This window comes from Rhizobium sp. PRIMUS64 (assembly GCF_023006465.1).
GTDB lineage: Bacteria > Pseudomonadota > Alphaproteobacteria > Rhizobiales > Rhizobiaceae > Rhizobium > Rhizobium leguminosarum.
This window is the reverse complement of record NZ_JALBGX010000077.1, coordinates 1-26110: the sequence shown is the minus strand read 5'-3', so window position 1 is coordinate 26110 and position 26110 is coordinate 1. Positions and strand designations below refer to the sequence as shown.

Below are 26110 nucleotides of genomic sequence, written 5' to 3'. Positions count from 1 at the left end.
CGCCTATGCCGCAATTCGAAACGCACCGTCCCGTCCCGCATACGCCCGAGCAGATGTTCGACCTCGTCGCCGATGTCGAGCGCTATCCGGAATTCCTGCCGCTCTGCGAAGCGCTGGCCATCAGGAGCCGCAAGGAGCGCGACGGCAAGATCCTGCTCGTCGCCGACATGACGGTCGGCTATAAGGCGATCCGCGAGACCTTCACGACGCAGGTGCTGCTGAACCGGGCCGAGCACGTCATCGAGGTCAAGTATATCGATGGCCCGTTCAAATATCTCGACAATCGCTGGCACTTCGCCGAGACGCCCTCCGGCGGCTGCACCGTCGATTTCTTTATCGACTACGAGTTCAAGAGCCGCATTCTCGGCGCGTTGATGGGTTCGATGTTCGACCGCGCCTTCCGCATGTTCACCGAGGCCTTCGAGACCAGGGCAAACAGGATCTACACGCCGGCTTGATGAGCGAACCCGCGTCAGGCAGCAAGGAGCGAGCGCACCATCTCCAGCGCCGTCCTGATCGTCGCCAGCCGAACCTCGCTGCGGCCGATATCGCCATAGAGCATTTTCCGATGGATGAGCGCGCCGGCGCGCGATTTGGCGGCGAGATGCACGAGGCCGACCGGTTTTTCCGCCGATCCGCCGCCAGGGCCAGCAATACCGGTGACAGCAACGGCGATCTCGGCGCGTGAACGGAAGAGGGCGCCATGCACCATCTGTTGCGCCGTTTCCTCGGAGACGGCCCCGAAACGCAGCAGCGTTTCCGCCTGTACGCCGAGCATCTCCATCTTTGCGGTATTCGTATAGGTGACGAAGCCGCGGTCGACGACGGCTGATGAACCCGATATCTCCGTCAGCGCCCCGGCAATCAGTCCGCCGGTGCAGGATTCGGCTGTGGAGAACATCAGCCCCGCAGCCGTGAAGTCACGGATGATCGCCTCCGCCATCGAAATTATATCCTGAGGAAAAAGGCTCATCATTTCCTTCCGCGATAGACGACGGTGGCAGTCGCGATCGCCGCGATGCCTTCGCGCCGGCCGACGAAGCCGATCGTCTCGTTGGTCGTCGCCTTGACCGAGCAACGCTCGATATCGATGCCGAGATAATCCGACAGTTTCGCGCGCATGGCCTCGCGATGCGGGCCGACCTTCGGCGCCTCGGCGATCAGCGAGACGTCGGCATTCATGATCGTGCCGCCGCGCTCGCGCACGATCCGGGCGGCATGCTCGATGAAGATCCGCGAGGCCGCCCCTTTCCATTGCGGGTCGGACGGCGGGAAATGATCGCCGATATCGCCGGCGCCGCAGGTGGCGAGCAGCGCGTCCGTCAGCGCATGCAGCGCGACGTCGGCATCCGAGTGACCTTTCAGCTTCTGATCATGCGGAATGAACACGCCGCAGAGTGTCACGCCATCGCCGGCTACGAGCTGGTGCACGTCGTAGCCGTTGCCGGTGCGCACGTCTGGAAGCAGCGAAGTCGACAGCTTGTCGTCGGCCATGGCGATATCGTTCCTGACCGTCAGCTTGACGTTGTCGGCCGTGCCCTCGACGATCGTCACCGGAATGCCCAGCCATTCGGCGATCGAGGCATCGTCGGTGAAATCGCTTCGTCCGCTCGCCGCCGCCTTCTCATGCGCCTCGAGGATCGTTTCGAAGGCGAAGGATTGCGGCGTCTGCGCCGCGTAGAGATGCTCGCGTGAAACCGTCGTCAGCACGGTGCCGGCGCTGTCGGCGCGTTTCAGCGTATCGGTGACCGGGATTGCCGGCAGGACCGCCTGCGCGCCGGCGTCAAGGCTCTCGGCAATGCGGTCCAGAAGCACATGGTCGAAGAACGGCCGAACGGCATCATGGATCAGCACATGGCTGATTTGCTTGTCCTTGAGGTATCTGAGGCCGGCAAGCACGGATTGCTGCCGGGTGGCGCCACCATGCACCGTTTCGATCGGCGTTGCCGAGATGATGTGGCGGAAGGCTCTTGCAAACAGCGCCTCGTCATCGGGATGAATGACGACGACGATCTGCTTTGCTGCTTCCCATGTCATGAAGTTTTCAAGCGTATGCACGATAACCGGCTTGCCGCCGATCATGCGATACTGCTTGGGGCCCTCCGTGGAGGATCCCGCGCGCTCGCCGCGGCCGGCGGCCACGATGACAATTCCAGCCGATATCGGTTGCTTAGAAGGCATTTGCAGCATAAATCCCCTAAAATATGCGGAATTGACCCGAGTGCTCTAACGTCTTGCTTTGGCCTTTTCCAGCATCTGCCCGAAAAATATCAATTCCCATCCCAGCCCCCTTGGCAAGCTAGGGAATAATGGCTAAAAATAATGCAGTTCTATTGTGTGCCCGAAAGATAATCAATTGATTTCCAAGGACCTCGCAGCGCCTTTCCGAATCGGACCCGTGTCCGTGCGGAACCGCGTTGTGCTGGCGCCGATGTCCGGCGTCACGGATATGCCCTTCCGCGAGCTTGCGTGGCGCTTCGGCGCCGGCCTCGTCGTCACCGAAATGGTGGCGAGCCGCGAACTGGTCAATGACACGGCCGAGTCCTGGTCGCGGCTGCGGGCTGCGGGCTTCCGGCCGCATATGGTGCAGCTTGCCGGGCGCGAGGCGCACTGGATGGCCGAGGCTGCCAAGATCGCCGCCGATCATGGCGCCGATATCATCGACATCAATATGGGCTGTCCGGCAAAGAAGGTGATCGGCGGTTATTCCGGCTCGGCGCTGATGCGCGATCCCGATCATGCGCTCGGCCTCATCGAGGCGACGGTCAAGGCCGTCGACATTCCGGTAACGCTGAAGATGCGCCTCGGTTGGGACGAGAATTCGATTAACGCGCCTGACATCGCGCGTCGCGCCGAGGCCGCCGGCATCCAGCTTGTGACCATTCACGGGCGCACCCGCATGCAATTCTATGAAGGCCGGGCCGATTGGGACGCGATACGCGCCGTCCGCGACGTAATCTCAATCCCGCTGATCGCCAATGGCGATGTCGAAACCGCAGGCGAGGCGCAGGAAATGTTGCGCCGCTCCGGCGCCGATGCCGTGATGATCGGCAGGGGCTGCCAGGGCAGGCCGTGGCATGCCGGCGTCATATCAGGTGCGCCTCCACCGCAATCCCTGAAGATCGCCGAGCTCGCCGTCGAGCATTACCGCATGATGCTGGATTTCTACGGCGAAGCGGTGGCGATCCGCCACGCCCGCAAGCACCTTGGCTGGTATCTCCAGCGTTTCGCGCCTGATCTGTCAGGCGCGGAAAAGGCGGAGATTATGACCTCGCGCGACCCGCGCGAGGTGGCCGCGCGCCTCTACGATGCGCTTGCGGCGAGTATTGTCGACAGCCGGGAGGCGGCATGACAAAGGATATGACATCTCCGTCCGATCACGCCGGCGGGACCGTCGCCATGGCCGTGCTGAACGCCATCCAGAACCCCGTCATCATGGTCGACGAATCCGGCTTTGTCGTTTTCGCCAATTGGGAGGCGGAGGCCTTCTTCGGCGCCAGCGCCTCGCATCTGGCCCGTTACCGTATCTCGACCTTCATTCCCTTCGGCAGCCCGCTGCTCGCCTTGATCGACCAGGTGCGTGAGCGCAAGGCGCCGGTCAACGAATATCGCGTCGACCTGAGTTCGCCCCGTCTCGGCCAGGACAAGCTCGTCGATCTCTATGTCGCCCCGGTGCTTAGCGAGCCCGGCGCCGTCGTCATCGTTTTTCAGGAACGCTCGATGGCCGACAAGATCGACCGGCAGCTGACACATCGCGCCGCCGCCCGCTCGGTGACCGGCCTTGCCTCGATGCTGGCGCATGAGATCAAGAACCCGCTCTCCGGCATACGCGGCGCCGCCCAGCTGCTTGAGCAGTCTGCGATCGATGACGATCGGGCGCTGACCCGGCTGATCTGCGACGAGACCGATCGCATTGTCTCGCTGGTCGACCGTATGGAAGTCTTTTCCGACGAACGCCCCGTCGACCGCATGCCGGTCAATATCCATTCCGTGCTCGATCACGTGAAGGCCGTCGCCAAGGCAGGTTTTGCCCGCAACATCCGAGTTACCGAAAGTTATGACCCGTCGCTGCCGGCCGTTTATGCCAATCGCGATCAACTCGTCCAGGTCTTCCTCAATCTGGTGAAGAACGCCGCCGAAGCGGTCGGCGATCGGCCGGACGGCGAGATCATGCTGACGACGGCCTATCGCCCGGGCATCCGTCTTTCGGTCGCCGGCACGCGCGAAAAGATCTCGCTGCCGCTGGAATTCTGCGTCCATGACAACGGTCCCGGCGTTCCCGCCGATCTGGTGCCGCATCTCTTCGATCCCTTCATCACCACCAAGCCGAACGGCAGCGGCCTCGGCCTGGCGCTGGTCGCCAAGATCATCGGCGATCACGGCGGCATCATTGAATGCGACAGCCAGAACAGCCGCACGACATTCCGCGTTCTCATGCCGGCGTCGAAGGACGCCTCGCTCGAGGACGCCTCTATAGCAAGCTCGACAGGACCTTCTCGATGACAGCCACGATCCTCGTTGCAGATGATGATGCGGCCATCCGGACCGTGCTCAACCAGGCTTTGAGCCGCGCCGGCTATGACGTTCGCATCACCTCCAACGCCGCTACCCTCTGGCGCTGGATTTCGGCAGGCGAGGGCGATCTGGTCGTCACCGATGTGGTGATGCCCGACGAGAACGCCTTCGATCTGCTGCCGCGCATCAAGAAGGCGCGGCCCGACCTGCCCGTTCTCGTCATGAGCGCTCAGAACACCTTCATGACCGCCATCAAGGCCTCGGAGAAGGGGGCTTACGACTATCTGCCGAAGCCTTTCGATCTCACCGAGCTGATCGGCATCATCGGCCGGGCGCTTGCCGAGCCGAAGCGCAAGCCTGCCAAGCTTGAAGACGACATGCAGGACGGCATGCCGCTGGTCGGCCGGTCGGCGGCGATGCAGGAAATCTACCGTGTGCTCGCCCGCCTGATGCAGACGGACCTGACGCTGATGATCACCGGCGAATCCGGCACCGGCAAGGAGCTTGTCGCCCGCGCGCTGCACGACTACGGCAAGCGCCGCAACGGCCCGTTCGTCGCAATCAACATGGCGGCGATCCCACGTGATCTGATCGAATCCGAACTCTTCGGCCACGAGAAGGGCGCCTTCACCGGCGCGCAGACCCGCTCGACCGGCCGCTTCGAGCAGGCCGAGGGCGGCACCCTCTTCCTCGACGAGATCGGCGACATGCCGATGGACGCCCAGACACGGCTTCTGCGCGTCCTGCAGCAGGGCGAATACACCACCGTCGGCGGCCGCACGCCGATCCGCACCGATGTGCGCATCGTTGCCGCCACCAACAAGGACTTGAAGCAGGCGATCAACCAGGGCCTCTTCCGCGAGGATCTCTATTACCGCCTCAATGTCGTGCCGCTACGCCTGCCGCCGCTGCGCGACCGCGCCGAGGATATTCCCGACCTGGTGCGCCATTTCATCCAGCAGGCCGAAAAGGAAGGCCTCGGCTCCAAGCGCTTCGATCAGGAAGCGCTGGAACTGATGAAGGCCTATGCCTGGCCGGGCAACGTCCGCGAGCTGGAAAACCTCATCCGCCGTCTGATGGCGCTCTATCCGCAGGATGTGATCACCCGCGAGATCATCGACGCGGAACTGCGCTCCGACGTGCCCGACAGCCCGATCGACAAGGGGCCGATCCGCAGCGGCTCGATGACGATCGCGCAAGCCGTCGAAGAGAACATGCGCAGCTACTTCGCAGGCTTCGGTGACAATCTGCCGCCGCCCGGCCTCTATGATCGTGTGCTGACCGAAATGGAATATCCGCTGATCCTCGCCGCACTGACGGCGACGCGCGGCAACCAGATCAAGGCCGCCGATCTTCTCGGTCTCAACCGCAACACCTTGCGCAAGAAGATCAGGGAACTTGGCGTCTCGGTCTACAGAAGCTCCCGCACCGCCTGAGCGTGTTGGGCTTGCACGGTGCTGCGGAGGGATGTCGGACGCGCATCCTCCCGGTCGCGATGACGCTCATGAATGGCTCATCAGCGCACGCGCCGGCTGGGCTGGCCCGATATCAGATAGTGCTTCATGAGCATGGTGACCTTGCAACTCAGGCTTCAAACGACTGAGCGCAAGACTGACAGAAAGGTGTGTGGGGGACGGCGTCAAGCCTCTTCTCGCCGATCGGCTTGCTGCATTTCACACATGTGCCAAAAGTTCCGGCTTCAATCCGGTCCAACGCCGCTTGGACGGCGAGGAGCTCCTTTTGTCCAGCTTCGCCGAGTTCTTCCAGGACTTCATCGTTATTTCGCTCTGTGGCACGATCATCATCGTCAGGATTCCGAGGTTCTTCGAAATCATTCTCGATCGCTTGCAGGCGGGTTTCTAGCTCGCGCCGGCGTTGCTCAAGGATCGCCTTGTGCTTTTCGATATACTGCCTCGTTTGCGAGGAGGACTGCTTCTGCATGATCGCTCTCCAGCCGGCCTATGTTCGTGACCGACACCTTGTTTTGCGGGGAATTTCGTCCCTGACGGGAAGTAGCTTTCGGTCCGCGAGTGTCCAGGCTTCCTTGTCCGAAGAGCCAACTTGCAGTATACCGCTTTACATTGGCTTCGCCCACGGCCGTGACTCGGGCAGAAGAAGGTCACAGACCCATGCGGGCAGTTTCCTTCAATGTGACATGAGCACCGGCAGCAGAGGCTTTTCCAAGACGCCATCGGTTGCTCCGCCCAGGACGAAATCTCGCAACCTCGAGTGTCCAAATCCTCCCATGACCAGCATATCGGCGCTCAGTTCCAGTGCTGTTTGTTGAATGCTCTGACCGGTCGATGACGAAGTAAAGCGAGTGACCGTTGCGCTTGCATTGACGCCGCTCGAAACCAAGATCTCAGCGAGATGCGCCCCGGTTGTCTCCGGCAGCGGCTTTTCGCCCGTCAGAGATAGGACCGAAACCCGTTTGGCCTTGTGAATGAATGGGTTTGCATCGCTGACGGCCCGAGCGGCGGCTCGACTTCCGTCCCAGGCGATGACCAGATGGTCGATTGGGCCCGCAAGGGTCTTGTTGGGAAAGATGATGGCTGGCCGGCCGGATCCGAATATGACCGCTTCGGCGACAATACGGGTATCCGGAACGTCCGCGATACATTCGAGAATAGCCAGATCGAAGAACCTTGCTTCCGTGGCCACCGTCTCGTGCAATAGAGGCAAGGTGGTTTTGACCGTTCGACAAGATAATTCAACCATGGCGTTCGCTGCGAGGTTGGTCGCCGCGGCAACCAGGGTTGCGGCGCGATCGCGGCTCAAAGTCTCGGCATGCTCGATCATCTGTGGAGTATCGAGCAGCAACGACGACCAGGCGTTGGGAATGTGCGGGATCTCGACCCTTAGCGCGCAGGCGTGAAGATTTGCACCGTAGTACCCAGCAAACGCTACAGCGTTCGAAATGATCAATCCGGAACTTGAATCGGGATATGTTGCCAGCGGGAGAAAATATTGTGCCGTCATGTCCTGCTCCATCTCTCGCGGACTGTCACGATTGCAATCTATTCCATTCGTCGCAAGTCGGCATTGATGTAACGCAATTGCCGGCGCTCCGGCTTCTCTGGTCTTGGCACGGCGCCGCGGAAGGCTGGCCCCGAAGGAGCATTGCACCTGGAGTTGGTGGTCGCTGCTCACATGGGGTGGCAAATGCCGAGGCGCCGGTCACATGTCCTGCATAAACGCCTGCATTTCTTCAGGTGTGACTTTGCCGTCATTGTTTGCGTCGACCGCGTCGAAGACGCGTTTGTGGATTGCGGTCAACTCTTCGAAAGAAATTGCGCCGTCCCCGTTGGTATCGGCGACGACGAACATGATCTTCATCATATGACCGCGCATTGGCCCCATCATGCGCATTCCTTCATTCATGTCCGATGACATCATGTTGCGGCTCATCATGCCGGGCATCATTTCCGATCCTTCGGCCGCGGGCTTAACCTCCGACTGAGCCGAGTCTGGACTTTTCGTCTGGGCGGACGCGATGCCCACGGCACCGACGCCACCGAGCAAGGCCAGCACAGTGATAGTTGGCAGTCTGAACATGGACATTCTGCATCTCCTCTTTGAGCCAGTATCCTCCATGACTATGGAGCTGCTTTTAGAGATACGACGAATGCCGGATTCAAGCGTTGCGTTGGATCAAACTGCCTGTGCTACTTCGCAGGCTTCGGGGACAATCTGCCGCCGCCCGGCCTCTATGATCGTGTGCTGACGGAAATGGAATATCCGCTGATCCTCGCCGCACTGATCTTCTCGGTCTCAACCGCAACACCTTGCGCAAGGAGATCAGGGAACTTGGCGTCTCGGTCTACAGAAGCTCCCGCACCGCCTGAGCTCGCTCGGGGGCGCGATAAAAAGAAGGCGGCGGGCCCTCATGTTTGCCCACCGCCCACCCCTCCCGGCGTCCGCCGCCACGGTCGGGAGGAGAGGTGAGCCTATCTGAGCCAGGTCGCGGTTTATATCCAAGCAGACAAACAAAGGTGCGGTGTCATTCAACAGTCACATAAGCATTTGTGAGGAGTGATTTGGCGCCAGGCGAATGTCATTGAAGTTGCTGCGGTCGTCGTCGCCATGCCTGTGGATAAGCTGTGGATATCCGGTGGACGACACGATCAACCAGCGGGCGATAACGTCGCAGATACCAATCGCATGTTGCCTATCCGTTCCGAATCTCATCATTCTGCGGTCGCTGCTATCGACCTCCGCCGCAAACGTCGTCGATCGCATGCCACGGGCGCTCCGACTGATGTCGTGGAGCGCCCTTTTCTTTACAGTCGGGCTGACGGGAACTGCGACATTGTGTTTTGGTCAACTTGCCGGGCTGAGCCTCGCATATCGTTGAGCATGCCATAGATTACGCGAATCGGTCGTCGATCAATCGGGCGACACCGACCCCGGTGACAGACCGGCACATATTCATAATTTACGGGAGTTGCATGATGGAATATCGACGTTTGGGAAAGTCGGGCCTGAAAGTGAGCGAGTTCTCCTTCGGCTCATGGGTCACGTTCGGCAAGCAGGTCAATGGAGGCGACGCCGTCGACCTCATGAAGCTTGCCTATGACAACGGGGTGAACTTCTTCGACAATGCCGAAGGATACGAGAGCGGTAAGTCCGAAATCGTGATGGGCGAGGCGCTCAGCAGGCTTGGCTGGAGCCGCGACAGCTTTGTCGTTTCCAGCAAGGTCTTCTGGGGAGGCCAGAAGCCGACGCAGCGCGGCCTGTCGCGCAAGCATGTGACCGACGCCTGCCACGCAGCGCTCAAGCGGCTTCAGGTCGACTACCTCGACCTTTACTTCTGCCACCGCCCGGATATCGACACGCCGATCGAGGAAACAGTCCGGGCGATGCACGATCTCGTTGCCCAGGGCAAGGTGCTCTATTGGGGCACGTCGGAATGGTCGGCGCAGCAATTGACAGAAGCCTACGCCGTTGCCCGGGACTTGCGCATCACGCCGCCGACCATGGAGCAGCCGCAGTACAACATCTTCGAACGCCAGAAGGTCGAGTCCGACTATCTGCCGCTCTATGACCTGATCGGCCTTGGCACCACGATCTGGTCACCGCTCGCCTCGGGCGTCCTGACCGGCAAGTACAATAACGGTGTGCCGGCCGACAGCCGTATGAACCTGCCGGGCTATGAATGGCTGAAGGAAAAGTGGTCGAGCGATGCCGGCCTGGCCCAGCTCAAACAAGTTGGCGAACTCGCAAAGCTCGCGGACGAGATCGGGATATCGATCACGCATCTCGCCCTTTTGTGGTGCCTTGCCAACCGGAACGTCTCGACCGTCATTCTTGGAGCCTCGCGCGCCAGCCAGTTGCAGGACAATCTCGCGGCCCTCTCACACCGAGAGAAGGTGACGTCTGACGTGCTGGACCGGATCGACACGATCGTCGGAAACAAGCCCGAAGGACCACGTCGGTTCTAAAGCATGTCGCGCAAAAGTGTGCAGCGGTTTTGCGCTAACGAACATGCGTCAAACAAAGACCTAAAGCGCGAGGAGCGATCTGAAAGATTGCGACGCGCTTCAGGTGAAACAACTTCCCTCGACGGGTCAGATTAAGGCTCGTCGAGGGAAGCACGGCTTGACAACGTGACGAGACGCGTTGCATTTTCGCCACAATGCGTTGCTTAAAGGTCACGCAAGGGTTTAGGTATTTCGCTCCCGATCGAGTCGTTGCGACGCTGGCTTTCTGAGCCGGCGTTGCTTGGTTTCGATTGATGGCGAGGGCGGCAGGTGCCGTCCGAAGAGAGGCCGAATGACGCAGGATGGGGTATCGCCGGCGGCGGCGGGCGAGACGGTGACGACGGTGACCGATCGCCGCGCCCTTTTTGCTGTGCCTGGCCTCGTGCTCGCCGGCGGCGCGCTTCTCTGCGCCACGGCCACGCTTTTCGTGCTGCTCGGCCTGACGCCGATCGCGCCGACGTCGCATGTCGTCATCACCTCGGTGATCGTCAATTCCTTCTTTGTCCTGACGCTGCTCGCCTTGATCGCTCGCGAGGTAGCAAGGCTGCTGAAGGCGCGCACCCGCGGCCGTGCCGCAGCCCGCCTGCATATCCGCATCGTCGTGCTCTTTTCGATCGTCGCGATCACGCCGGCGATCCTCGTCGCCATCTTTGCCAGTATCACGCTGAATGCCGGCCTTGACCGCTGGTTTGCCCTGCGCACCCAGTCGATCGTCAGCTCGTCGCGCAATATCGGCCAGGCCTACATGATGGAGAATGCCAGCTACCTGCAGGGGCAGACGGTCTCCATGGCCAACGACCTGGAGCGCAACCGCGCGCTCTACAGCCTCGATAGGACGGGCTTTGCCGACTTGATGACCCGCCAGGCGAGGGGCCGCGGCCTGCTTGGCGCCTTCCTCGTCGAGCGCGACGGCTCGGTGATCGTCCAGGCAGATATCGCCACCGAAAAGCCGCTGCCGGCCATTCCGCAGGACGCATTGGAAAAGGCCGCCGCCGGCCAGCCGACGCTGATCCCGCCCGGCGTTACCAATCTCGTCGGCGCTATCATCAAGCTCGATGCCATCCAGAGCACCTTTCTCTATACGGTGCGCGCCGTCGATCCCAAGGTCATGGGCGCCATGCGCATGATGGAGGAGAACGCCACCGAATACCGCTCGATGGAGGCCAACCGCTTCTCGCTGCAGATCGCTTTTGCCGTGCTCTACATCGGCTTCGCGCTGATCGTGCTCCTGGCGGCGATCTGGACTGCGATCGCCGTCGCCGACCGCATCGTCCGGCCGATCCGCCTGCTGATCACGGCGGCCGACAGCGTTGCATCGGGCAATATGGATATCGTCGTGCCGGTGCATGCCGTCGACGGCGACGTCGCCAATCTCTCGCGCACCTTCAACAAGATGATCTCGGAAATCCGCACCCAGCGCGACGAGATCCTCGAGGCCAAGGACGAGGTCGACGACCGACGCCGTTTCATCGAAGCGGTGCTATCGGGCGTCACCGCCGCCGTCATCGGCGTCGAGCAGGACCGCCGCATCGCCATCGTCAACAGCTCGGCCGAGACGCTGATGTCGCTGTCGGCCGACGAAATGCTCGGAAAGCAGCTGGTCGACATCGCGCCGGAGGTCGATCAGGTGCTGACCGAGGCGGCGGTGCGTTATCGCGGCGATTTCCGCAAGCAGATTGCGCTGGTGCGCGGCGGCACTGTGAGGACGCTGAGCGTGCAGGTCACCCGCGAGGAAGTGCGCGACATGAGCGAATCCTACGTGATCACGCTCGACGACATCACCGATCTCGTCATCGCCCAGCGCTCGACTGCCTGGGGCGACGTGGCCAGGCGCATCGCCCATGAGATCAAGAACCCGCTGACGCCGATCCAGCTTTCCGCCGAGCGCATCCAGCGCCGCTACGGCAAGCAGATCGATCCGGGCGACCGGACCGTCTTCGACCAGTGCACGGATACGATCATCCGCCAGGTCGGCGATATCGGCCGCATGGTCGATGAATTCTCCGCCTTTGCCCGCATGCCGAAGCCGACCAAGGAGCCGAGCGACCTGCGCAATATCCTGCGCGACGCGATCTTCTTGCGTGAGATGGGCAACCATCACGTCACCTTCGAGCAGGATTTCGGGGAGCAGCCGCTGGAGGGCCTGTTCGACAGTCGCATGCTCGGCCAGGCCTTCGGAAATCTCATCAAGAATGCTGTGGAATCGATCGAGGCGGTGCCGAGCGACGAGCGGGACGAACGCAAGATTCTCGTGCGCGCCGCACTCGATGCCGGCCGCGACCGCTTCACCGTCGACGTGATCGACAATGGCCGCGGCCTGCCGGTGGAGAACCGCCACAGCATTCTGGAACCCTATATGACGATGCGCGAGAAGGGCACCGGCCTCGGCCTCGCCATCGTCAAGAAGATCATCGAGGAACATGGCGGGCAGCTCGAGCTGCATGATGCGCCCGCCGATTTTGACCGGGGAAGAGGGGCCATGATCCGCGTGCATCTGCCACGCCTGGATCCGACGCCTGCTGCCCCCGCAGCCAATGACAAGGAAAGCGTTTATGGCTTCTGATATTCTCGTCGTCGACGATGAGCATGATATTCGCGAGATCGTTTCCGGCATTCTCTCCGACGAAGGGCACGAGACGCGCACCGCCCATGACAGCGACAGCGCGCTGGCGGCAATTTCCGATCGCGTGCCGCGGCTGATCTTTCTCGATATCTGGATGCAGGGCAGCAAGCTCGATGGCCTGTCGCTACTCGACGAGATCAAGACCCGCCATCCGGAATTGCCCGTCGTGATGATATCAGGCCATGGCAACATCGAGACCGCCGTCTCGGCGATCAAGCGCGGCGCCTTCGATTTCATCGAGAAGCCTTTCAAGGCCGACCGGCTGATCCTGATCGCCGAACGCGCGCTGGAGAATTCCAAGCTGAAGCGCGAGGTTTCCGAGCTGAAGCGCCGCACCGGCGACGCACTGGAGCTGATCGGCACATCGGTCGCCGTTTCGCAGCTGCGCCAGACGATCGAGAAGGTGTCGCCGACCAACAGCCGCATCATGATCCTCGGCGCCTCTGGCTCCGGCAAGGAGCTGGTGGCGCGAATGATCCACAAGAAGTCGGCCCGTGCCAACGGCCCCTTCGTTGCGATCAACGCCGCCAACATCACGCCCGAACGCATGGAGGTGGCGCTGTTCGGCACCGAGGGCACGCCCGGCCAGGCGCGCAAGATCGGCGCGCTCGAGGAAGCCCATCGCGGCATCCTCTATCTCGACGAAGTCGGCGAAATGCCGCGCGAAACGCAGAACAAGATCCTCCGCGTCCTGGTCGATCAGCAGTTCGAGCGGGTCGGCGGTTCCAAGCGTGTCAAGGTCGATGTCCGCATCATCTCCTCGACCGCCTACAATCTCGAGAGCCGCATCGCCGAGGGCTGGTTCCGCGAGGATCTCTACCATCGCCTTGCCGTCGTACCGGTGCGTGTGCCGGCGTTGGCCGAACGGCGCGAGGACATTCCTTTCCTCGTCGATCAGCTGATGCGCCAGATATCAGAGCAGGCCGGCATCCGTCCGCGCCGCATCGGCGACGACGCCATGGCCGTGCTGCAGGCGCACGACTGGCCCGGCAACATCCGCCAGCTGCGCAACAATATCGAGCGGCTGATGATCCTTGCCCGCACCGACGGCCCGGATGCGCCGATCACCGCCGACATGCTGCCGACCGATCTCGGCGACATGCTGCCGAAGGTGTCCGCCAAGAACGACTATCACATCATGACGCTGCCGCTGCGCGAAGCCCGCGAGATGTTCGAGAAGGATTATCTGATCGCCCAGATCAACCGCTTTGGCGGCAATATCTCTCGCACCGCGGAATTCGTCGGCATGGAGCGTTCGGCGCTGCACCGCAAGCTGAAGTCGCTCGGCGTCTGATTGTATCCGGCGCGGCCGAGGCCGCGCCGCCTCCTATATATTGCTTCCCGGAAGACCAGGTTTCCCATGCCGAGAATTGCCTATGTGAATGGCCGTTACGTCAAGCATTCCGATGCCAGCGTGCATATCGAGGATCGCGGCTACCAGTTTGCCGATGGCGTCTACGAGGTCTGCGAAGTGCGCCACGGCTATATCGTCGATCTCACGCGCCATCTGAACCGTCTCGACCGTTCGCTCGGTGAATTGCGCATCGCCTGGCCGATGGGCCGGGCGGCGCTGACGCAGGTCATTCGCGAGACGCTGCGCCGCAACCATGTCCGCAACGGGCTTTTCTACATGCAGGTGACACGCGGCGTCGCCCGCCGCGATCACGTCTTCCCGGCCGAGGGAACGCCGCCCTCGCTGGTCATTACCGCCAAGAGCACCGATGCCAAGATCATCGCCGCCAAGAACGCCAACGGCATCAAGGCGATCACCGTTGTCGACAATCGCTGGGACCGCGTCGACATCAAGTCCGTCGGCCTGCTGCCGAATGCCATGGCCCGCCAGCAAGCCAAGGAGGCCGGCGCCCAGGAAGCGATCTATGTCGACGGCGACGGCATGGTGAAGGAAGGGGCGGCGACCAATGTCTGGATCGTCGATCCGGACGGAACGCTGGTGACGCGCCCGGCCGAACACGGCATTCTGCGCGGCATTACCCGCACGACTCTGATGGATGTCGCAGCCAAGTTGGGGTTGCAGATCGCCGAGCGGAGCTTCTCCGTTTCGGAGATGCTCGCAGCCCGCGAAGTCTTCCTCACTGCAGCCACAAGCATTTGTTTTCCGGTCGTTTCCGTCGATGGTCAGGCCATCGCCAACGGCCATCCGGGCAGCGTTTCGCAGAAAGTTCGCGAAGCCTTTTTCGACGTTGCGGAAAAGATTGCGATTTGATACCAAGATTTGCTGGACAGGTGGAATGAGGATGCCACCGGTCTTCGCATGGTGAGGTTGATTGATATTCTACCGGCCAGATCAGGTCGGCAATAAAGAAAGAAGCGGCGCGATGGCGGAACGTTCTCAGAATCTTCAGGACTTATTTCTCAATACTGTTCGCAAGCAAAAGATTTCCCTGACAATCTTTCTGATCAACGGCGTGAAACTCACGGGCGTTGTTACGTCTTTTGACAATTTCTGTGTTCTTCTTCGCCGTGACGGCCATTCGCAGCTCGTGTATAAGCATGCGATCTCTACGATCATGCCGGGCCAGCCCATGCAGATGTTCGAGAGCGAAGAAGCAGCGTCCTAACAGGATCAGCCGTCATTTCGACACGCGATACCAAGAACGATTCGATCATCCCTGAGGCCGCCAAGCACAGGGACGATATGCGCGCGACGGTCGTCGTGCCGGTTCTGAAATCGCGCAGTCGCGGCGGCCAGAGCGAATCGGCCTCGACCCGCACGCCGGAAAGCCGGCTCGAAGAGGCGACGGGCCTTGCCCAGGCGATCGACCTCGATGTCGTCAATGGCCAGATCGTCCCTGTCAATGATCCGAGACCGGCCACATTGCTCGGCACCGGCAAGATCGAGGAGATCAAGGCGCTGCTCGACGAGCGCGATTCCGGTCTCGTCATCGTCGATCATCCGTTGACGCCGGTGCAGCAGCGCAACCTGGAAAAGGAATGGAACGCCAAGGTCATCGACCGGACGGGCCTCATCCTCGAAATCTTCGGCCGCCGCGCCTCCACCAAGGAAGGCACGCTGCAGGTCGATCTCGCCCATCTGAATTATCAGAAGGGCCGTCTGGTGCGAAGCTGGACCCACCTTGAACGCCAGCGCGGCGGCGGCGGCTTCATGGGCGGCCCCGGCGAAACCCAGATCGAAGCCGACCGACGGATGCTGCAGGACCGCATCATCAAGCTCGAACGCGAGCTGGAGCAGGTCGTGCGCACCCGCCAGCTCCACCGCGCCAAACGCCGCAAGGTGCCGCACCCGATCGTGGCGCTCGTCGGTTATACCAATGCCGGCAAGTCGACGCTGTTCAACCGCATCACCGGCGCCGGCGTGCTGGCCGAAGACATGCTCTTTGCCACGCTCGACCCGACGCTTCGGCGCATGAAACTGCCGCACGGCCGCACCGTCATCCTGTCCGACACCGTCGGCTTCATCTCCGACCTGCCGACCCATCTGGTCGCCGCCTTCCGGGCGACGCTGGAAGAGGTGCTGGAAGCCGATCTCATCCTGCATGTCCGTGACATGTCCGATGCCGACAACCAGGCGCAGAGCTCCGACGTGATGCGCATCCTGAACGACCTCGGCATCGACGAGGCCGAAGCCGAAAAGCGGCTGATCGAAGTCTGGAATAAGATCGACCGGCTGGAGCCCGAGGTGCACGATGCCATGGTGCAGAAATCGGCCGGCGCCAGCAACGTGGTGGCGGTTTCAGCCGTCAGCGGCGAGGGCGTCGACACGCTGATGGAAGAGATCAGCCGCAGACTGTCAGGCGTGATGACCGTTGCAACGATCCGCCTTCCGGTCGACAAGCTGGCGCTGCTGCCCTGGCTTTACGATCATGCGATCGTCGACGGCCGTGAGGATAATGAGGACGGCACGATCACGCTTGATCTGCGCCTCTCCGAAACCGAGGCGACCGAACTCGAGCGCCGCATCGGCAATGGACCGAAGTCTTCAAAGGAAGATTGGGAGCGGTAAGGCGTTCAAGGGGGATGTGGCAACGTTCCGCTCACTCCGCCCCCGACGTCACAGCCCGCTCGATCGCCTTCGCTGCCTGCCAGATTTCCTCCATCCGCTCCAGCGTCGCGTCTTTCAGCGTCTCGCCTTCTGCTTCAAGAACCTGTTCTATATGGCTGAACCGACGACGGAATTTCGTATTCGTTCCACGCACTGCCTGTTCCGGATCGGCCTTGACGTGACGGCCGATATTGACGACCGCGAAGATCAGGTCGCCGAGCTCGTCGCTGACCTTTGCCTGATCGCCTTCGCGAAGGGCTGTCCGCAATTCGCCGATCTCCTCCTCGATCTTGTCGAGGATCGGCTCCGGTGCTGACCAATCGAAGCCGACCTTGGCGGCGCGTTCCTGTAGCTTCAGGGCTTCCGTCAGGGCCGGGAAGCTGCGCTGCACCGAGCCGAGGAAGCCGCTGTTGACGTCCTCGGTGATGCCGCGCCGCGAGCGCCGTTCGGCGCGCTCGCGTTTCTCCGCCTGCTTGATCTCGTCCCATTGGATCTTCACCGCGTCCGGCGTATCCGCCGCCGAGCGGGCAAAGACGTGCGGATGGCGGCGGATCATCTTGGCGGTGATGGCGTTGACCACGTCGCCGAAGGAAAATTCGCCGGCCTCCTCGGCCATGCGGGCGTGAAAGACCACCTGCAGCAGCAAGTCGCCCAGTTCGTCGCAGAGATCGTCCATATCGCCACGCTCGATCGCATCGGAGACCTCATAGGCCTCCTCGATCGTATAGGGCTTGATCGTCTCGAAACTCTGCACGATGTCCCAGGGGCAGCCGGTTTCGGGATGGCGCAGCGCCGCCATGATCTCGATCAGCCGCGAAATGTCTTTGGAAGGTTGCATGTTGCCTCGGTTCAGCGGGCTTAGTTCAATGGAATGTCGTTGGCGCTCTTCGACGACTGGTAGCTGGTCGACAGCGCGTCGTAGCGCGCCTTGATGCGGGCGGTCTGTGTCTTCAGCGCGGTCTTCAGCGGAGCCTCCTCGGTCTCGACGAGATCGGCGATGGCAAAGCTGTTCCAGAAGCCGTTTTGCCTGCGATAGCCGCCGGGTTCAAGTCCGAAGACCTCCTTGAGGATCTTCAGGTCGTGCGGAATGGCGAAGGCGTCGCGCGAATCCTCATGGCTGAAAAAATAGTAGAAATTGTCGAAGCCGGCCCAGGTGATCGCCGACATGCACATGGTGCAGGGTTCGTGCGTCGACAGGAAGATCAGATCCTTGGTCGGCGGCTTGTCGCCAAGCTCGTAGAAGCGCTTCAGCGTATGCACCTCGCCGTGCCAGAGCGGGTTCTCCAGCTCGTTATTGGTCTCGGCGACGACAAGCGAAAGATCGGATTTCCGCAGGATCGCCGCACCGAACACCTTATTGCCAAGCGAAACGCCACGCTCCGTCAGCGGCAGGATATCGTCTTCCATCACCGAAAGCAGGCGGGAGGCAATGGTCTTATCAGGCATGAGGGCCCTCCAGTTTTCCTCAGTCTATCGCCTTGGCGGCGCGAGTGAAATGCGTGAAGCACCGGTGGACGTCTTTTGTCACAGGCTTTATACTGCACTGCAGCAAGCGGGCTGGGAATATGCGGCTTTTTGGCAGCACGGGTGACTTTTCTCAAATCACTGACGGCACGAGCAAAAGAATACCTGCTTGCTTGGGCTTTCGAATTTCTGTTCCTTCAATCCCTTGTCGATCAAGGGCATATTCCGGCAACTTCGAAGTGGATTGATGATGCCTACCAAGACTGAACAGCTTTCGGTATTTCCCGCCTTCTTTCGCGTGGAAGGCCAGAAGACGGCTGTCTTCGGCAATGGCGATGAAGCTTTCGCCAAGGTGCGGCTGCTGCTCAACACAAAGGCGCGGATTGTCGCCTATGCCGACCGGCCGGAAGCCGATTACCACGCGTTCCTGATCGCCAACCGTATCGAGACCGTGCGCGCTGCCTTCTCCGCCGAACAGGTCGAGGGTTCGGCGCTCGTCTTCGCCGCAACCGGCAATGAAGCCGACGACCGCAGCATCGTCGACGCTGCGCGTTCCGCCAGAATTCCGGCCAATGCCGTCGATCAGCCCGATTACTGCGATTTCTTCACGCCGGCGCTGGTCAACCGCGCGCCCGTCGCCGTTGCGATCGGCACCGAAGGGGCCGGGCCGGTTCTGGCGCAGATGATCCGCGCGCAGATCGACCAGCTTCTTTCGCCCTCGCTTGGCCGGCTTGCCGGGCTGGCAACGAGCTACCGCAAGGCCGTCGACCAACTGATTCCGAGAGGCGTCTCCCGCCGGGTCTTCTGGCGCCGTTTCTTTTCCGGTGCCGTCGCCGATGCGGTCGCCAATGGCAACCTGCCGCAGGCCCGCCATGCTGCCGACCGGCTGCTGCACGCGATGGACAAGGTCGCCGGCCACGTCTGGCTGGTCGGCGCCGGTCCGGGTGCCGAGGATCTGCTGACGTTGCGCGCCCAGCGCGTGATGATGGAAGCTGACGTCATCGTCTATGACGCCCTCGTGCCGCAGGCGATCGTCGATATGGGCCGCCGTGATGCCGAGCGGCTTTCCGTCGGCAAGCGCAAGGGCTGCCACTCGAAGTCCCAGGAAGAAATCAACGACCTGCTGGTCGATCTCGGCCGTCAGGGCAAGCGCGTCGTCCGCCTGAAATCCGGTGATCCCCTGGTCTACGGCCGGGCAGGGGAAGAGATGGCCGCGCTGCGCGCTGCCGGCATCACCTATGAGGTCGTGCCTGGCATCACCTCGGCTTTCGCAGCCGCTGCCGATTTCGAGCTGCCGCTGACGCTGCGCGGCGTTGCCTCCTCGCTGGTCTTCACCACCGGCCATGATCTTACAGGCGACGTGCTGCCCGATTGGGCAAGCCTTGCCGTTTCCGGCGCGACCATCGCCGTCTATATGGGCCGCACGGTTGCTGCCTCTGTCGCCGAGCGGCTGATGCAGGCGGGCATTCCCGCCGAAACGACCGTTGCCGTCATCGAAAATGCCAGCCGCGCCGATCGCCGCCTGCTGCATGGCACGCTCGCCGATCTGCCCGATCTGCAGCACCGCGACGAATTGACCGGGCCTGTCATGGTCATCATCGGCGATGCGGTCGCCGGCGCCAATTTCGAACTGTCCGAGCCCCTGGTGCGCGCAAACGCCCGGCTCGAGGAACTTGCAAGGAGCTGAATATGGGTGACAAGGTTCTGACCGCCAACCGGCTGACGGACGGCATTGCCGTCTGGCTGGATGCGAACGGCAAGTGGTCCACCTCGCTGCAGGAGGCGCTCGTTGCCCGTCATGCCGAGGCCGTTGCCGCGCTGGAGGCGATCGGCAAAAAATCCTATGCCGACAACGAGGTCGTTGACGTCGCCGTCGTCGACGTTCAGGAAACCAACGGCATTCTCTGGCCGCTTCGCTTGCGCGAACGCATCCGCGCACAAGGCCCGACCATGGAATATGCCCCGGGCTACGCTTCTGCCGATCCCGAATTCATTGCAGTCTGAGGAAGACGATGTACCGTTACGACGAATTTGACCATGCCTTTGTTACCGAGCGCGTCGAGCAGTTTCGCGATCAGGTCGAGCGCCGCCTTTCCGGCGAGCTCGCCGAGGACGCGTTCAAGCCGCTGCGCCTGATGAACGGCGTCTACCTGCAGCTCCACGCCTACATGCTGCGCATCGCCATTCCCTATGGCACGCTGAGTTCTCGCCAGCTGCGCATGCTCGCCCATATCGCCCGCACCTATGACCGCGGCTACGGCCACTTCACCACGCGCCAGAACCTGCAGTTCAACTGGCCGAAACTGTCCGATATTCCCGATGCGCTCGCCGACCTTGCCAGCGTCGAGATGCATGCCCTGCAGACCTCGGGCAACTGCATCAGAAACGTCACCGCCGATCACTTCGCCGGTGCCGCCGCCGATGAGATCGCCGATCCGCGTCCTTACGCCGAAATCCTGCGCCAGTGGTCGTCGGTCCACCCGGAGTTCTCCTTCCTGCCGCGCAAGTTCAAGATCGCCGTCACCGGTGCCGAGCGCGACCGCGCCGCAATCCAGGTTCATGATATCGGCCTGCACGTGAAGAAGAACGACAAGGGCGAGATCGGCTTTGCCGTCTATGTCGGCGGCGGCCAGGGCCGTACGCCGATGATCGCCAAGCTGATCCGCGACTTCCTGCCCGAGGAAGACCTGCTCTCCTACACCACGGCAATCGTGCGCGTGTACAATCTGCACGGCCGCCGCGACAACAAGTACAAGGCCCGCATCAAGATCCTCGTGCACGAAACCGGCACCGAGGAGCTGACGCGCCAGGTGGAAGCTGAATTCGCCGCGCTGAAGGATAGCGAGCTCAAGCTGCCGGAAAAGGACGTCCAGTCGATATCAGCCTATTTCGCACCGCCTGATCTGCCCGAACGCGCCGAAGGCTGGGAAAACCTTGCCCGCTGGAAGAAGGCCGATTCCGGTTTCTCCCGCTGGGTCCAGCAGAACGTGCAGCCGCACAAGAACCCCGATTACGGCATGGTGACGATCTCGCTGAAGCCGATCGGCGGCATTCCGGGCGATGCCTCCGATGCGCAGATGGATGCGATCGCCGATCTGGCCGAGGAATATGCCTTCGACGAAATCCGCGTCAGCCATGAGCAGAACCTGATCCTGCCGCATGTGGCGCTTGCCGATCTCGAAGCCGTCTATCGCGGCCTTGTCGCCATCAATCTGGCGGAAGCCAATGCCGGCCTGATTACCGATATCATTGCCTGTCCGGGGCTCGACTACTGCGCGCTTGCCAATGCGCGCTCCATCCCGCTGGCGCAGGAAATCTCTCGCCGCTTCGGCGATGCCGAACGCCAGGCCGAGATCGGTGAGCTGAAGATCAAGATCTCCGGCTGCATCAATGCCTGCGGCCATCACCATGTCGGCCATATCGGCCTGCTCGGTGTGGAGAAGAAGGGCGCCGAACTCTACCAGATCACCCTCGGCGGCTCCGGCGACGAACATACCTCGATCGGCGAGATCATCGGCCGCGGCTTCGAGCCGGACCGGGTGACCGACGCGATCGAGACGATCGTCGACACCTATCTCGGCCTGCGCCTCGATCAGTCCGAGAACTTCCTCGCCGCCTATCGCCGTGTCGGACCGCAGCCGTTCAAGACTGCGCTCTACGGCTCGGCCGCCGAAGCGGCATAAGGAGGCGATTATGACGAAGATCTGGAGAGAAACCGGTTTTGTCGAAAACGATCCCTGGGTGATCGAAACCGATGAGGTGAAGGCGACCGAGGAGCAGAAGCCGCTGCTTGGTCTCGACGAGCTGATCGCCAAGGCCGATGAAAGCAACGATGTCGGCCTCGGCGTGCTGATCAAGCCGGCCGACGACGTGCGCCGGCTGGAGCCCTATCTCTATCGCCTCGAAATCGTTGCCGTCGCCTTTCCGGCTTTCAACGACGGCCGCGCCTTCAGCCATGCCTCGCTGCTGCGCCAGCGCCTCGGCTACACCAACGAGCTGCGCGCCGTCGGCGACGTGCTGATCGATCAGGTGCCGCTGATGCTGCGCGTCGGCATCGACAGCTTTTCCGTCACCAATGCCACGGCGCTGAAGCGGCTGGGCGAAAACCGTCTTCCCGCCATTCCCCATCATTATCAGCCGGCGGTGCGTGACGCCGAAGCCGGCAAGGGCTATAGTTGGCGCCGTCAGGCGAAGCCGGCCGCATAAGCGACCGGTCCGCCGTTTTACGATGGCGGAATGATAGCATGAAGACATTCGAAGTGGCGGTGATCGGTGGCGGTCTGGCCGGTATGATCGCCGCAATCGCGCTGGCGCGCGGCGGTCGCAACGTGGCGCTGGTGGCACCCCTTGCTCCGAAGGAGGACCGGCGCACCACGGCGCTGATGGATCAGTCGATCCGTTTCCTCGATCGCCTGGCGCTCTGGGAAAAGCTCCGCCCCGCAGCCGCTCCTCTCACCAGCATGCGCATCGTCGACGGTACCGATCGGCTGCTGCGCGCGCCGACGACCACCTTCCGCGCGGCCGAGGTCGGTCTCGATGCCTTCGGCTACAATTTCCCGAACAAGGCGCTGACCGGCATTTTGGAAGAAGCTGCGGCCGGCGAGGGCAATATCACCCGTTTCACCGATATGGCCGAATCGATCGAAATATCAGCCGTTTCAGTCTCGATCACGCTGACCGGCGGCGAGACGCTGTCGGCCGATTTTACCGTCGGCGCCGATGGCCGCGGCTCGAAGCTGCGCGAGACCTCAGGCATTACCGTTCGCAACTGGTCCTATCCGCAATCTGCCATGGTGCTGAATTTCGCCCATTCGCTGCCGCACCAGAATATCTCGACCGAATTCCACACCAAACACGGCCCCTTCACCCAGGTGCCGCTGCCGGGAAGCCGCTCCAGCCTCGTCTGGGTGCAGGATCCCGCTGAGGCGGCGAGCCGCATGGAATTGCCGCTTGCCGAGCTCGGCGCTCTCGTCGAGGCGCGCATGCAATCCATGCTCGGCAAGGTTGACGTCGAGGAGGGCGTCCAGGTCTGGCCGCTCTCCGGCATGATGGCGCATCGTTTCGGCAAGGGACGCATCGCGCTGATCGGCGAGGCCGCGCATGTCTTCCCGCCGATCGGGGCACAGGGGCTGAACCTCAGCCTGCGCGATATCATGGCGCTTGCCGATATCCTCTGCGACCGGGCGGAATTGCCGGTGCCGGCCGATGCCGGCGAAAGCTTCGACCGCAGGCGCCGCGCCGACATCATGACGCGCACGGCCAGCGTCGATATTCTCAACCGGTCGCTGCTTTCGGATTTCCTGCCTGTCCAGATGCTGCGGGCTGCCGGCCTGCATATCCTCTCGGCCATACCGCCGCTGCGCAACATCGTCATGCGCGAGGGCATCGAGCCGGGCCGCGGCTTCCGCGATATTCCGGATGCGCTAAGGGAAAAGCTGAAGCGGAAGAAGGCCTGATCGGATCACGATCAGCCAGAGCGAAACGCTCACCACCGATAGCACCGTCGTGATCAGGATCGTTGCCGAGGCGCGCTCCTGCCAGACGCCATATTGCTGGCCGATGACGAAGACGTTGGTCGCCGTCGGCAGGCAGGCAAGCAGCACGGCGGCCTGGATCCAGACCGGCTCGAAACCACCAACCGCGGTGAGCGCAATGAAAACCGCGATCGGATGCAGGATCAGCTTCGCCGGCACGATATAGGAGATCTCGGCCGGGGTTCGTTTCAGCGGCCGGAGCGCCAGCGTCACGCCCATGGCAAAGAGCGCGCAGGGCGCCGCCGCCTGGGCGAGATAATCGACGAGGCGCTGAAACGCCGGCGGCTGGTCGATATCAAAGGCGGCCACCGCAAAGCCCAGCGCCGTCGACAGGATGAAGGGATGCAGCGCAACCTTCCGGACGATATCAGCGACAAGCTGGCCTGTTGAACGCTTGTCGTCGCCGGCTGCCGCCATCAGCGCCGGCGCGACGATGAAATGCAGCGCGTTTTCGAAGCAGATGATCAGCGCCACCGGCACGGCTGCGCCTTCGCCGAGCGCCAACAGCGCCAGGCCCGGCCCCATATAGCCGATATTGCCATAGGCGCCGGCAAAGGACTGGATGGTGCAATCGGCAAGCGAATTGCCGCGCACGACACGGCCGATGACGAAAAGCAGGATGAAGACCGCATAGGTCGCCGCGATATCGGTGACAATGAAATCGACGCGCGTCAGCTCTTCGATCGGCGTGCGCGAGACGAGCTTGAAGAACAGAGCGGGAAGGGCGGCATAGATGATGAAGGTGTTCAGCCAGCCGAGCGCTTCGGCCGGCTGCTTGGTCGCCTTGGCGGCGATGTAACCGATCAGGATCAGGCCAAAGAACGGCAAAAGCAGGCTGACAATATCGGCCAAGAGGTCTTCCAGTGCGCGGGGATGGTCGGCGGGTCAGGATCTGACTTATGCAATTCCAGCGAAACTGTGTAGCGGTTTTGCGTCCGGAATTGCGTAAAAACAAATCGGTAGAGCGTGGACTCATTGAGTACACGCTCTACCGCCAACCGAACACGCGATCAGTAATCCCAGAAGGCCGCTACCCAGCGAAAGGCGTCGCCGTCGGCCGCCACCCGGCCGACAGACGGGAACGGCAGGTGAGTGGCCACCAGCTGCTCGCCGGTCTCCGCCAGTTCCCGCAGAAGACGGACCCGGACGCGCGCCGCCTCCTCGGGGTCGTGTTCGAAGCCGTTGTACCAGTCCGGGTGTTCGAACCCGACCGCGAACACGGCGTCGCCGGCAAACATCAGCCTGTCGCCGCCGGACGCCACGCGGATCACGCTGTGCCCGGGGGTGTGGCCGCCGGTGCGATGGACGACCACGCCCGGCGCCACCTCGTACTCGTCATCGAACAGCCGGAAATAGCTGCGATATTCCTTCGCGAACCGCTTGGCGGTCGCCCGAAGCGCGTCCGGGAACCCCGGCGGCATGGAGACCCGGGAGAAATCGGGCGCCTCCCAGAACTTGACCTCGGCGGCCGCCACATGGATCCGCAGGTCCGGACGGAGCTGGTCCTTCACCCCGTCGACGAGCAGCCCGCCAATATGGTCCATGTGCATGTGGGTCAGCACCACGTCGGTCACCGACGCCAGATCGATGCCGGCGGCTTCCAATCGCTTGATCAACTGCCCGGCCCGCGGCAGGTGCAAGTCAGGGTCGATCCCCAGCCCGGCATCGAGGAGTATGGTCTGGTCGCCGCTGCGCACCACGACCACGTTCAGCGCCCAGTCGAAAGCATCCGTTGGCAGGAACATGTCTTTCAGCCAGGTCGCTCGGACGGACGGATCGATGTTGTGGCCCAGCATCGCGGTAGGGAGCGGTAACACTCCATCGCTGACCACCAGCACCTCAATCTCGCCGACCCGCACCGCGTAGCGCGACGGAACCAGTTCGTCGAGCCGAGGTCTGCCGGTGTGTGCGGTGTTTTCCCGGCTCGTCTTTGTCTCAAGGTTCATGTTCGTCTCCTTCTGACCGCCGCCTTCAACACGGCATCGACGACGCTACATCGAGGCGTATTTGCGATCGATTGGGTCGAGGGATAAGGGCGGGTGGGGCCGAGGGACAGGGCAAGCCATACCAGGGCATAGGTGCAGGCCTGGCTTTTTACTGCCGGCGGCGTGCTGATGAGCGCGGAGTCGATCAGATCAGCGAACGCGGCAAGCCTGCTGCATAGCCTGGAAAATCGGCAACCCGTGGCCTAGCCGATCTGCATCAGGATCGGAAAGGTCTGCTGGAACCAGATCGCCACATTGCTGACCCAACCGAACAGGAAGGCGAGGCCGGTGAGCACGAGGAAGAGACCCATCACCTTTTCCACCGTGCCGAGATGGCGGCGGAAGCGCGACAGGAACCGCATAAAGGCGCCGGAAAAGCCGGCGGCGATCCAGAACGGGATGGCAAGGCCGAGCGAATAGATGGCGAGCAGCCCGGCGCCGGAGCCGACCGTCTCGCGCGAGGCGGCAACGCCGAGGATCGCGCCGAG

General features: G+C 62.1%; 25 protein-coding genes and 1 pseudogene. 16 read left to right on the top strand and 10 right to left on the bottom strand.

Annotation, left to right across the window (positions count from 1 at the left end; translation table 11 throughout):
* The first annotated feature begins 5 nt into the window (after positions 1–5).
* A complete protein-coding gene (locus MOV76_RS25370) occupies positions 6–458 on the top strand; it encodes a type II toxin-antitoxin system RatA family toxin (protein ID WP_003559123.1) in 453 nt (150 codons plus the stop codon).
* Between the two features lie 14 nt (positions 459–472).
* Here MOV76_RS25370 and MOV76_RS25365 read toward each other — a convergent pair whose 3' ends face one another.
* Complete coding sequence (locus MOV76_RS25365; protein WP_197728257.1) at positions 473–976, bottom strand: CinA family protein; 504 nt, start codon at positions 974–976, stop codon at positions 473–475.
* Positions 973–2190: a bifunctional 2-C-methyl-D-erythritol 4-phosphate cytidylyltransferase/2-C-methyl-D-erythritol 2,4-cyclodiphosphate synthase gene (locus MOV76_RS25360; protein WP_131703251.1), complete on the bottom strand. Its 1218-nt coding sequence runs from the start codon at positions 2188–2190 to the stop codon at positions 973–975. Before MOV76_RS25360 ends, MOV76_RS25365 begins: the two co-directional genes overlap by 4 nt.
* Positions 2191–2335: 145 nt before the next feature.
* Here MOV76_RS25360 and dusB point away from each other — a divergent pair, with 145 nt between their 5' ends.
* Genes dusB through ntrC form a run of 3 tightly spaced genes read left to right on the top strand, consistent with a single transcriptional unit; the run spans position 2336 to position 5951 of the window.
* Positions 2336–3352 (top strand): tRNA dihydrouridine synthase DusB, encoded by a 1017-nt coding sequence (dusB, locus tag MOV76_RS25355; RefSeq protein WP_247265549.1) that lies wholly within the window; start codon positions 2336–2338, stop codon positions 3350–3352.
* Positions 3349–4503, top strand: coding sequence for a nitrogen regulation protein NR(II) (locus MOV76_RS25350; RefSeq protein ID WP_018241914.1), 1155 nt, complete (start codon positions 3349–3351; stop codon positions 4501–4503). The genes dusB and MOV76_RS25350 overlap by 4 nt, the downstream gene beginning before the upstream one ends.
* On the top strand, positions 4500–5951 hold the full coding sequence (ntrC, locus tag MOV76_RS25345; RefSeq protein WP_017964172.1) for a nitrogen regulation protein NR(I): 1452 nt from the start codon (positions 4500–4502) through the stop codon (positions 5949–5951). Before MOV76_RS25350 ends, ntrC begins: the two co-directional genes overlap by 4 nt.
* Before the next feature lie 148 nt (positions 5952–6099).
* Here the strand turns inward: ntrC and MOV76_RS25340 are convergent, their stop codons facing one another.
* The 3 genes from MOV76_RS25340 to MOV76_RS25330 form a co-directional block, all read right to left on the bottom strand.
* On the bottom strand, positions 6100–6456 hold the full coding sequence (locus MOV76_RS25340) for a TraR/DksA C4-type zinc finger protein (protein WP_018241915.1): 357 nt from the start codon (positions 6454–6456) through the stop codon (positions 6100–6102).
* A gap of 204 nt (positions 6457–6660) precedes the next feature.
* A complete protein-coding gene (locus MOV76_RS25335) occupies positions 6661–7494 on the bottom strand; it encodes a universal stress protein (RefSeq protein WP_245498939.1) in 834 nt (277 codons plus the stop codon).
* Positions 7495–7692: 198 nt separating this feature from the next.
* A complete protein-coding gene (locus MOV76_RS25330) occupies positions 7693–8076 on the bottom strand; it encodes an EF-hand domain-containing protein (RefSeq protein WP_245484464.1) in 384 nt (127 codons plus the stop codon).
* Positions 8077–8154: 78 nt separating this feature from the next.
* Between MOV76_RS25330 and MOV76_RS25325 the strand changes: the two are divergent.
* The 7 genes and pseudogenes from MOV76_RS25325 to hflX form a co-directional block, all read left to right on the top strand.
* Positions 8155–8360, top strand: a pseudogene (locus MOV76_RS25325) (nitrogen regulation protein NR(I)); the annotation flags it as partial.
* A gap of 606 nt (positions 8361–8966) precedes the next feature.
* Positions 8967–9956: an aldo/keto reductase gene (locus MOV76_RS25320; RefSeq protein WP_018241919.1), complete on the top strand. Its 990-nt coding sequence runs from the start codon at positions 8967–8969 to the stop codon at positions 9954–9956.
* 331 nt (positions 9957–10287) lie between these two features.
* A complete protein-coding gene (locus tag MOV76_RS25315; RefSeq protein WP_047621723.1) occupies positions 10288–12558 on the top strand; it encodes a PAS domain-containing sensor histidine kinase in 2271 nt (756 codons plus the stop codon).
* Positions 12548–13912, top strand: a complete 1365-nt coding sequence (locus tag MOV76_RS25310; protein ID WP_018241921.1) for a sigma-54 dependent transcriptional regulator — start codon at positions 12548–12550, stop codon at positions 13910–13912. Before MOV76_RS25315 ends, MOV76_RS25310 begins: the two co-directional genes overlap by 11 nt.
* A gap of 66 nt (positions 13913–13978) precedes the next feature.
* Entirely contained in the window at positions 13979–14842 is an 864-nt protein-coding gene (locus tag MOV76_RS25305) for a D-amino-acid transaminase (protein WP_247265548.1), read from the top strand.
* Between the two features lie 112 nt (positions 14843–14954).
* Positions 14955–15197 carry an RNA chaperone Hfq gene (hfq, locus tag MOV76_RS25300; protein ID WP_003539403.1) on the top strand — a complete coding sequence of 81 codons (243 nt, stop codon included), beginning with the start codon at positions 14955–14957 and terminating at the stop codon, positions 15195–15197.
* Positions 15198–15274: 77 nt separating this feature from the next.
* On the top strand, positions 15275–16600 hold the full coding sequence (gene hflX / locus MOV76_RS25295; protein WP_018241923.1) for a GTPase HflX: 1326 nt from the start codon (positions 15275–15277) through the stop codon (positions 16598–16600).
* A gap of 31 nt (positions 16601–16631) precedes the next feature.
* On the opposite strand, the gene mazG is transcribed toward hflX, so the two are convergent.
* On the bottom strand, positions 16632–17477 hold the full coding sequence (mazG, locus tag MOV76_RS25290; protein WP_018445443.1) for a nucleoside triphosphate pyrophosphohydrolase: 846 nt from the start codon (positions 17475–17477) through the stop codon (positions 16632–16634).
* 20 nt (positions 17478–17497) lie between these two features.
* Positions 17498–18085 (bottom strand): deaminase, encoded by a 588-nt coding sequence (locus MOV76_RS25285; protein ID WP_047621727.1) that lies wholly within the window; start codon positions 18083–18085, stop codon positions 17498–17500.
* A 268-nt stretch (positions 18086–18353) separates the two neighbouring features.
* Between MOV76_RS25285 and cysG the strand changes: the two genes are divergently transcribed.
* The 5 genes from cysG to MOV76_RS25260 are packed head-to-tail and all read left to right on the top strand — an operon-like array spanning position 18354 to position 23559.
* The gene (gene cysG / locus MOV76_RS25280) at positions 18354–19790 is read left to right on the top strand and encodes a siroheme synthase CysG (protein WP_247265547.1); all 1437 of its coding nucleotides are present in this window, start codon (positions 18354–18356) and stop codon (positions 19788–19790) included.
* A gap of 2 nt (positions 19791–19792) precedes the next feature.
* Complete coding sequence (locus tag MOV76_RS25275) at positions 19793–20107, top strand: DUF2849 domain-containing protein (protein WP_247265546.1); 315 nt, start codon at positions 19793–19795, stop codon at positions 20105–20107.
* Positions 20108–20115: 8 nt separating this feature from the next.
* Positions 20116–21786 carry a nitrite/sulfite reductase gene (locus tag MOV76_RS25270; RefSeq protein WP_247265545.1) on the top strand — a complete coding sequence of 557 codons (1671 nt, stop codon included), beginning with the start codon at positions 20116–20118 and terminating at the stop codon, positions 21784–21786.
* 10 nt (positions 21787–21796) lie between these two features.
* Positions 21797–22309 (top strand): DUF934 domain-containing protein, encoded by a 513-nt coding sequence (locus tag MOV76_RS25265; RefSeq protein ID WP_018241928.1) that lies wholly within the window; start codon positions 21797–21799, stop codon positions 22307–22309.
* Positions 22310–22347: 38 nt separating this feature from the next.
* Entirely contained in the window at positions 22348–23559 is a 1212-nt protein-coding gene (locus MOV76_RS25260) for a UbiH/UbiF family hydroxylase (RefSeq protein WP_247265544.1), read from the top strand.
* On the opposite strand, the gene MOV76_RS25255 is transcribed toward MOV76_RS25260, so the two are convergent.
* The 3 genes from MOV76_RS25255 to MOV76_RS25245 form a co-directional block, all read right to left on the bottom strand.
* Complete coding sequence (locus MOV76_RS25255) at positions 23527–24489, bottom strand: AEC family transporter (RefSeq protein WP_018241930.1); 963 nt, start codon at positions 24487–24489, stop codon at positions 23527–23529. The two genes, MOV76_RS25260 and MOV76_RS25255, sit on opposite strands and share 33 nt — an antisense overlap.
* A gap of 158 nt (positions 24490–24647) precedes the next feature.
* Positions 24648–25583 (bottom strand): MBL fold metallo-hydrolase, encoded by a 936-nt coding sequence (locus MOV76_RS25250; RefSeq protein WP_018241931.1) that lies wholly within the window; start codon positions 25581–25583, stop codon positions 24648–24650.
* 242 nt (positions 25584–25825) lie between these two features.
* A partial coding sequence (locus MOV76_RS25245) for a cytochrome c biogenesis protein CcdA (protein WP_309506480.1) occupies positions 25826–26110 on the bottom strand: 285 nt, incomplete at its 5' end.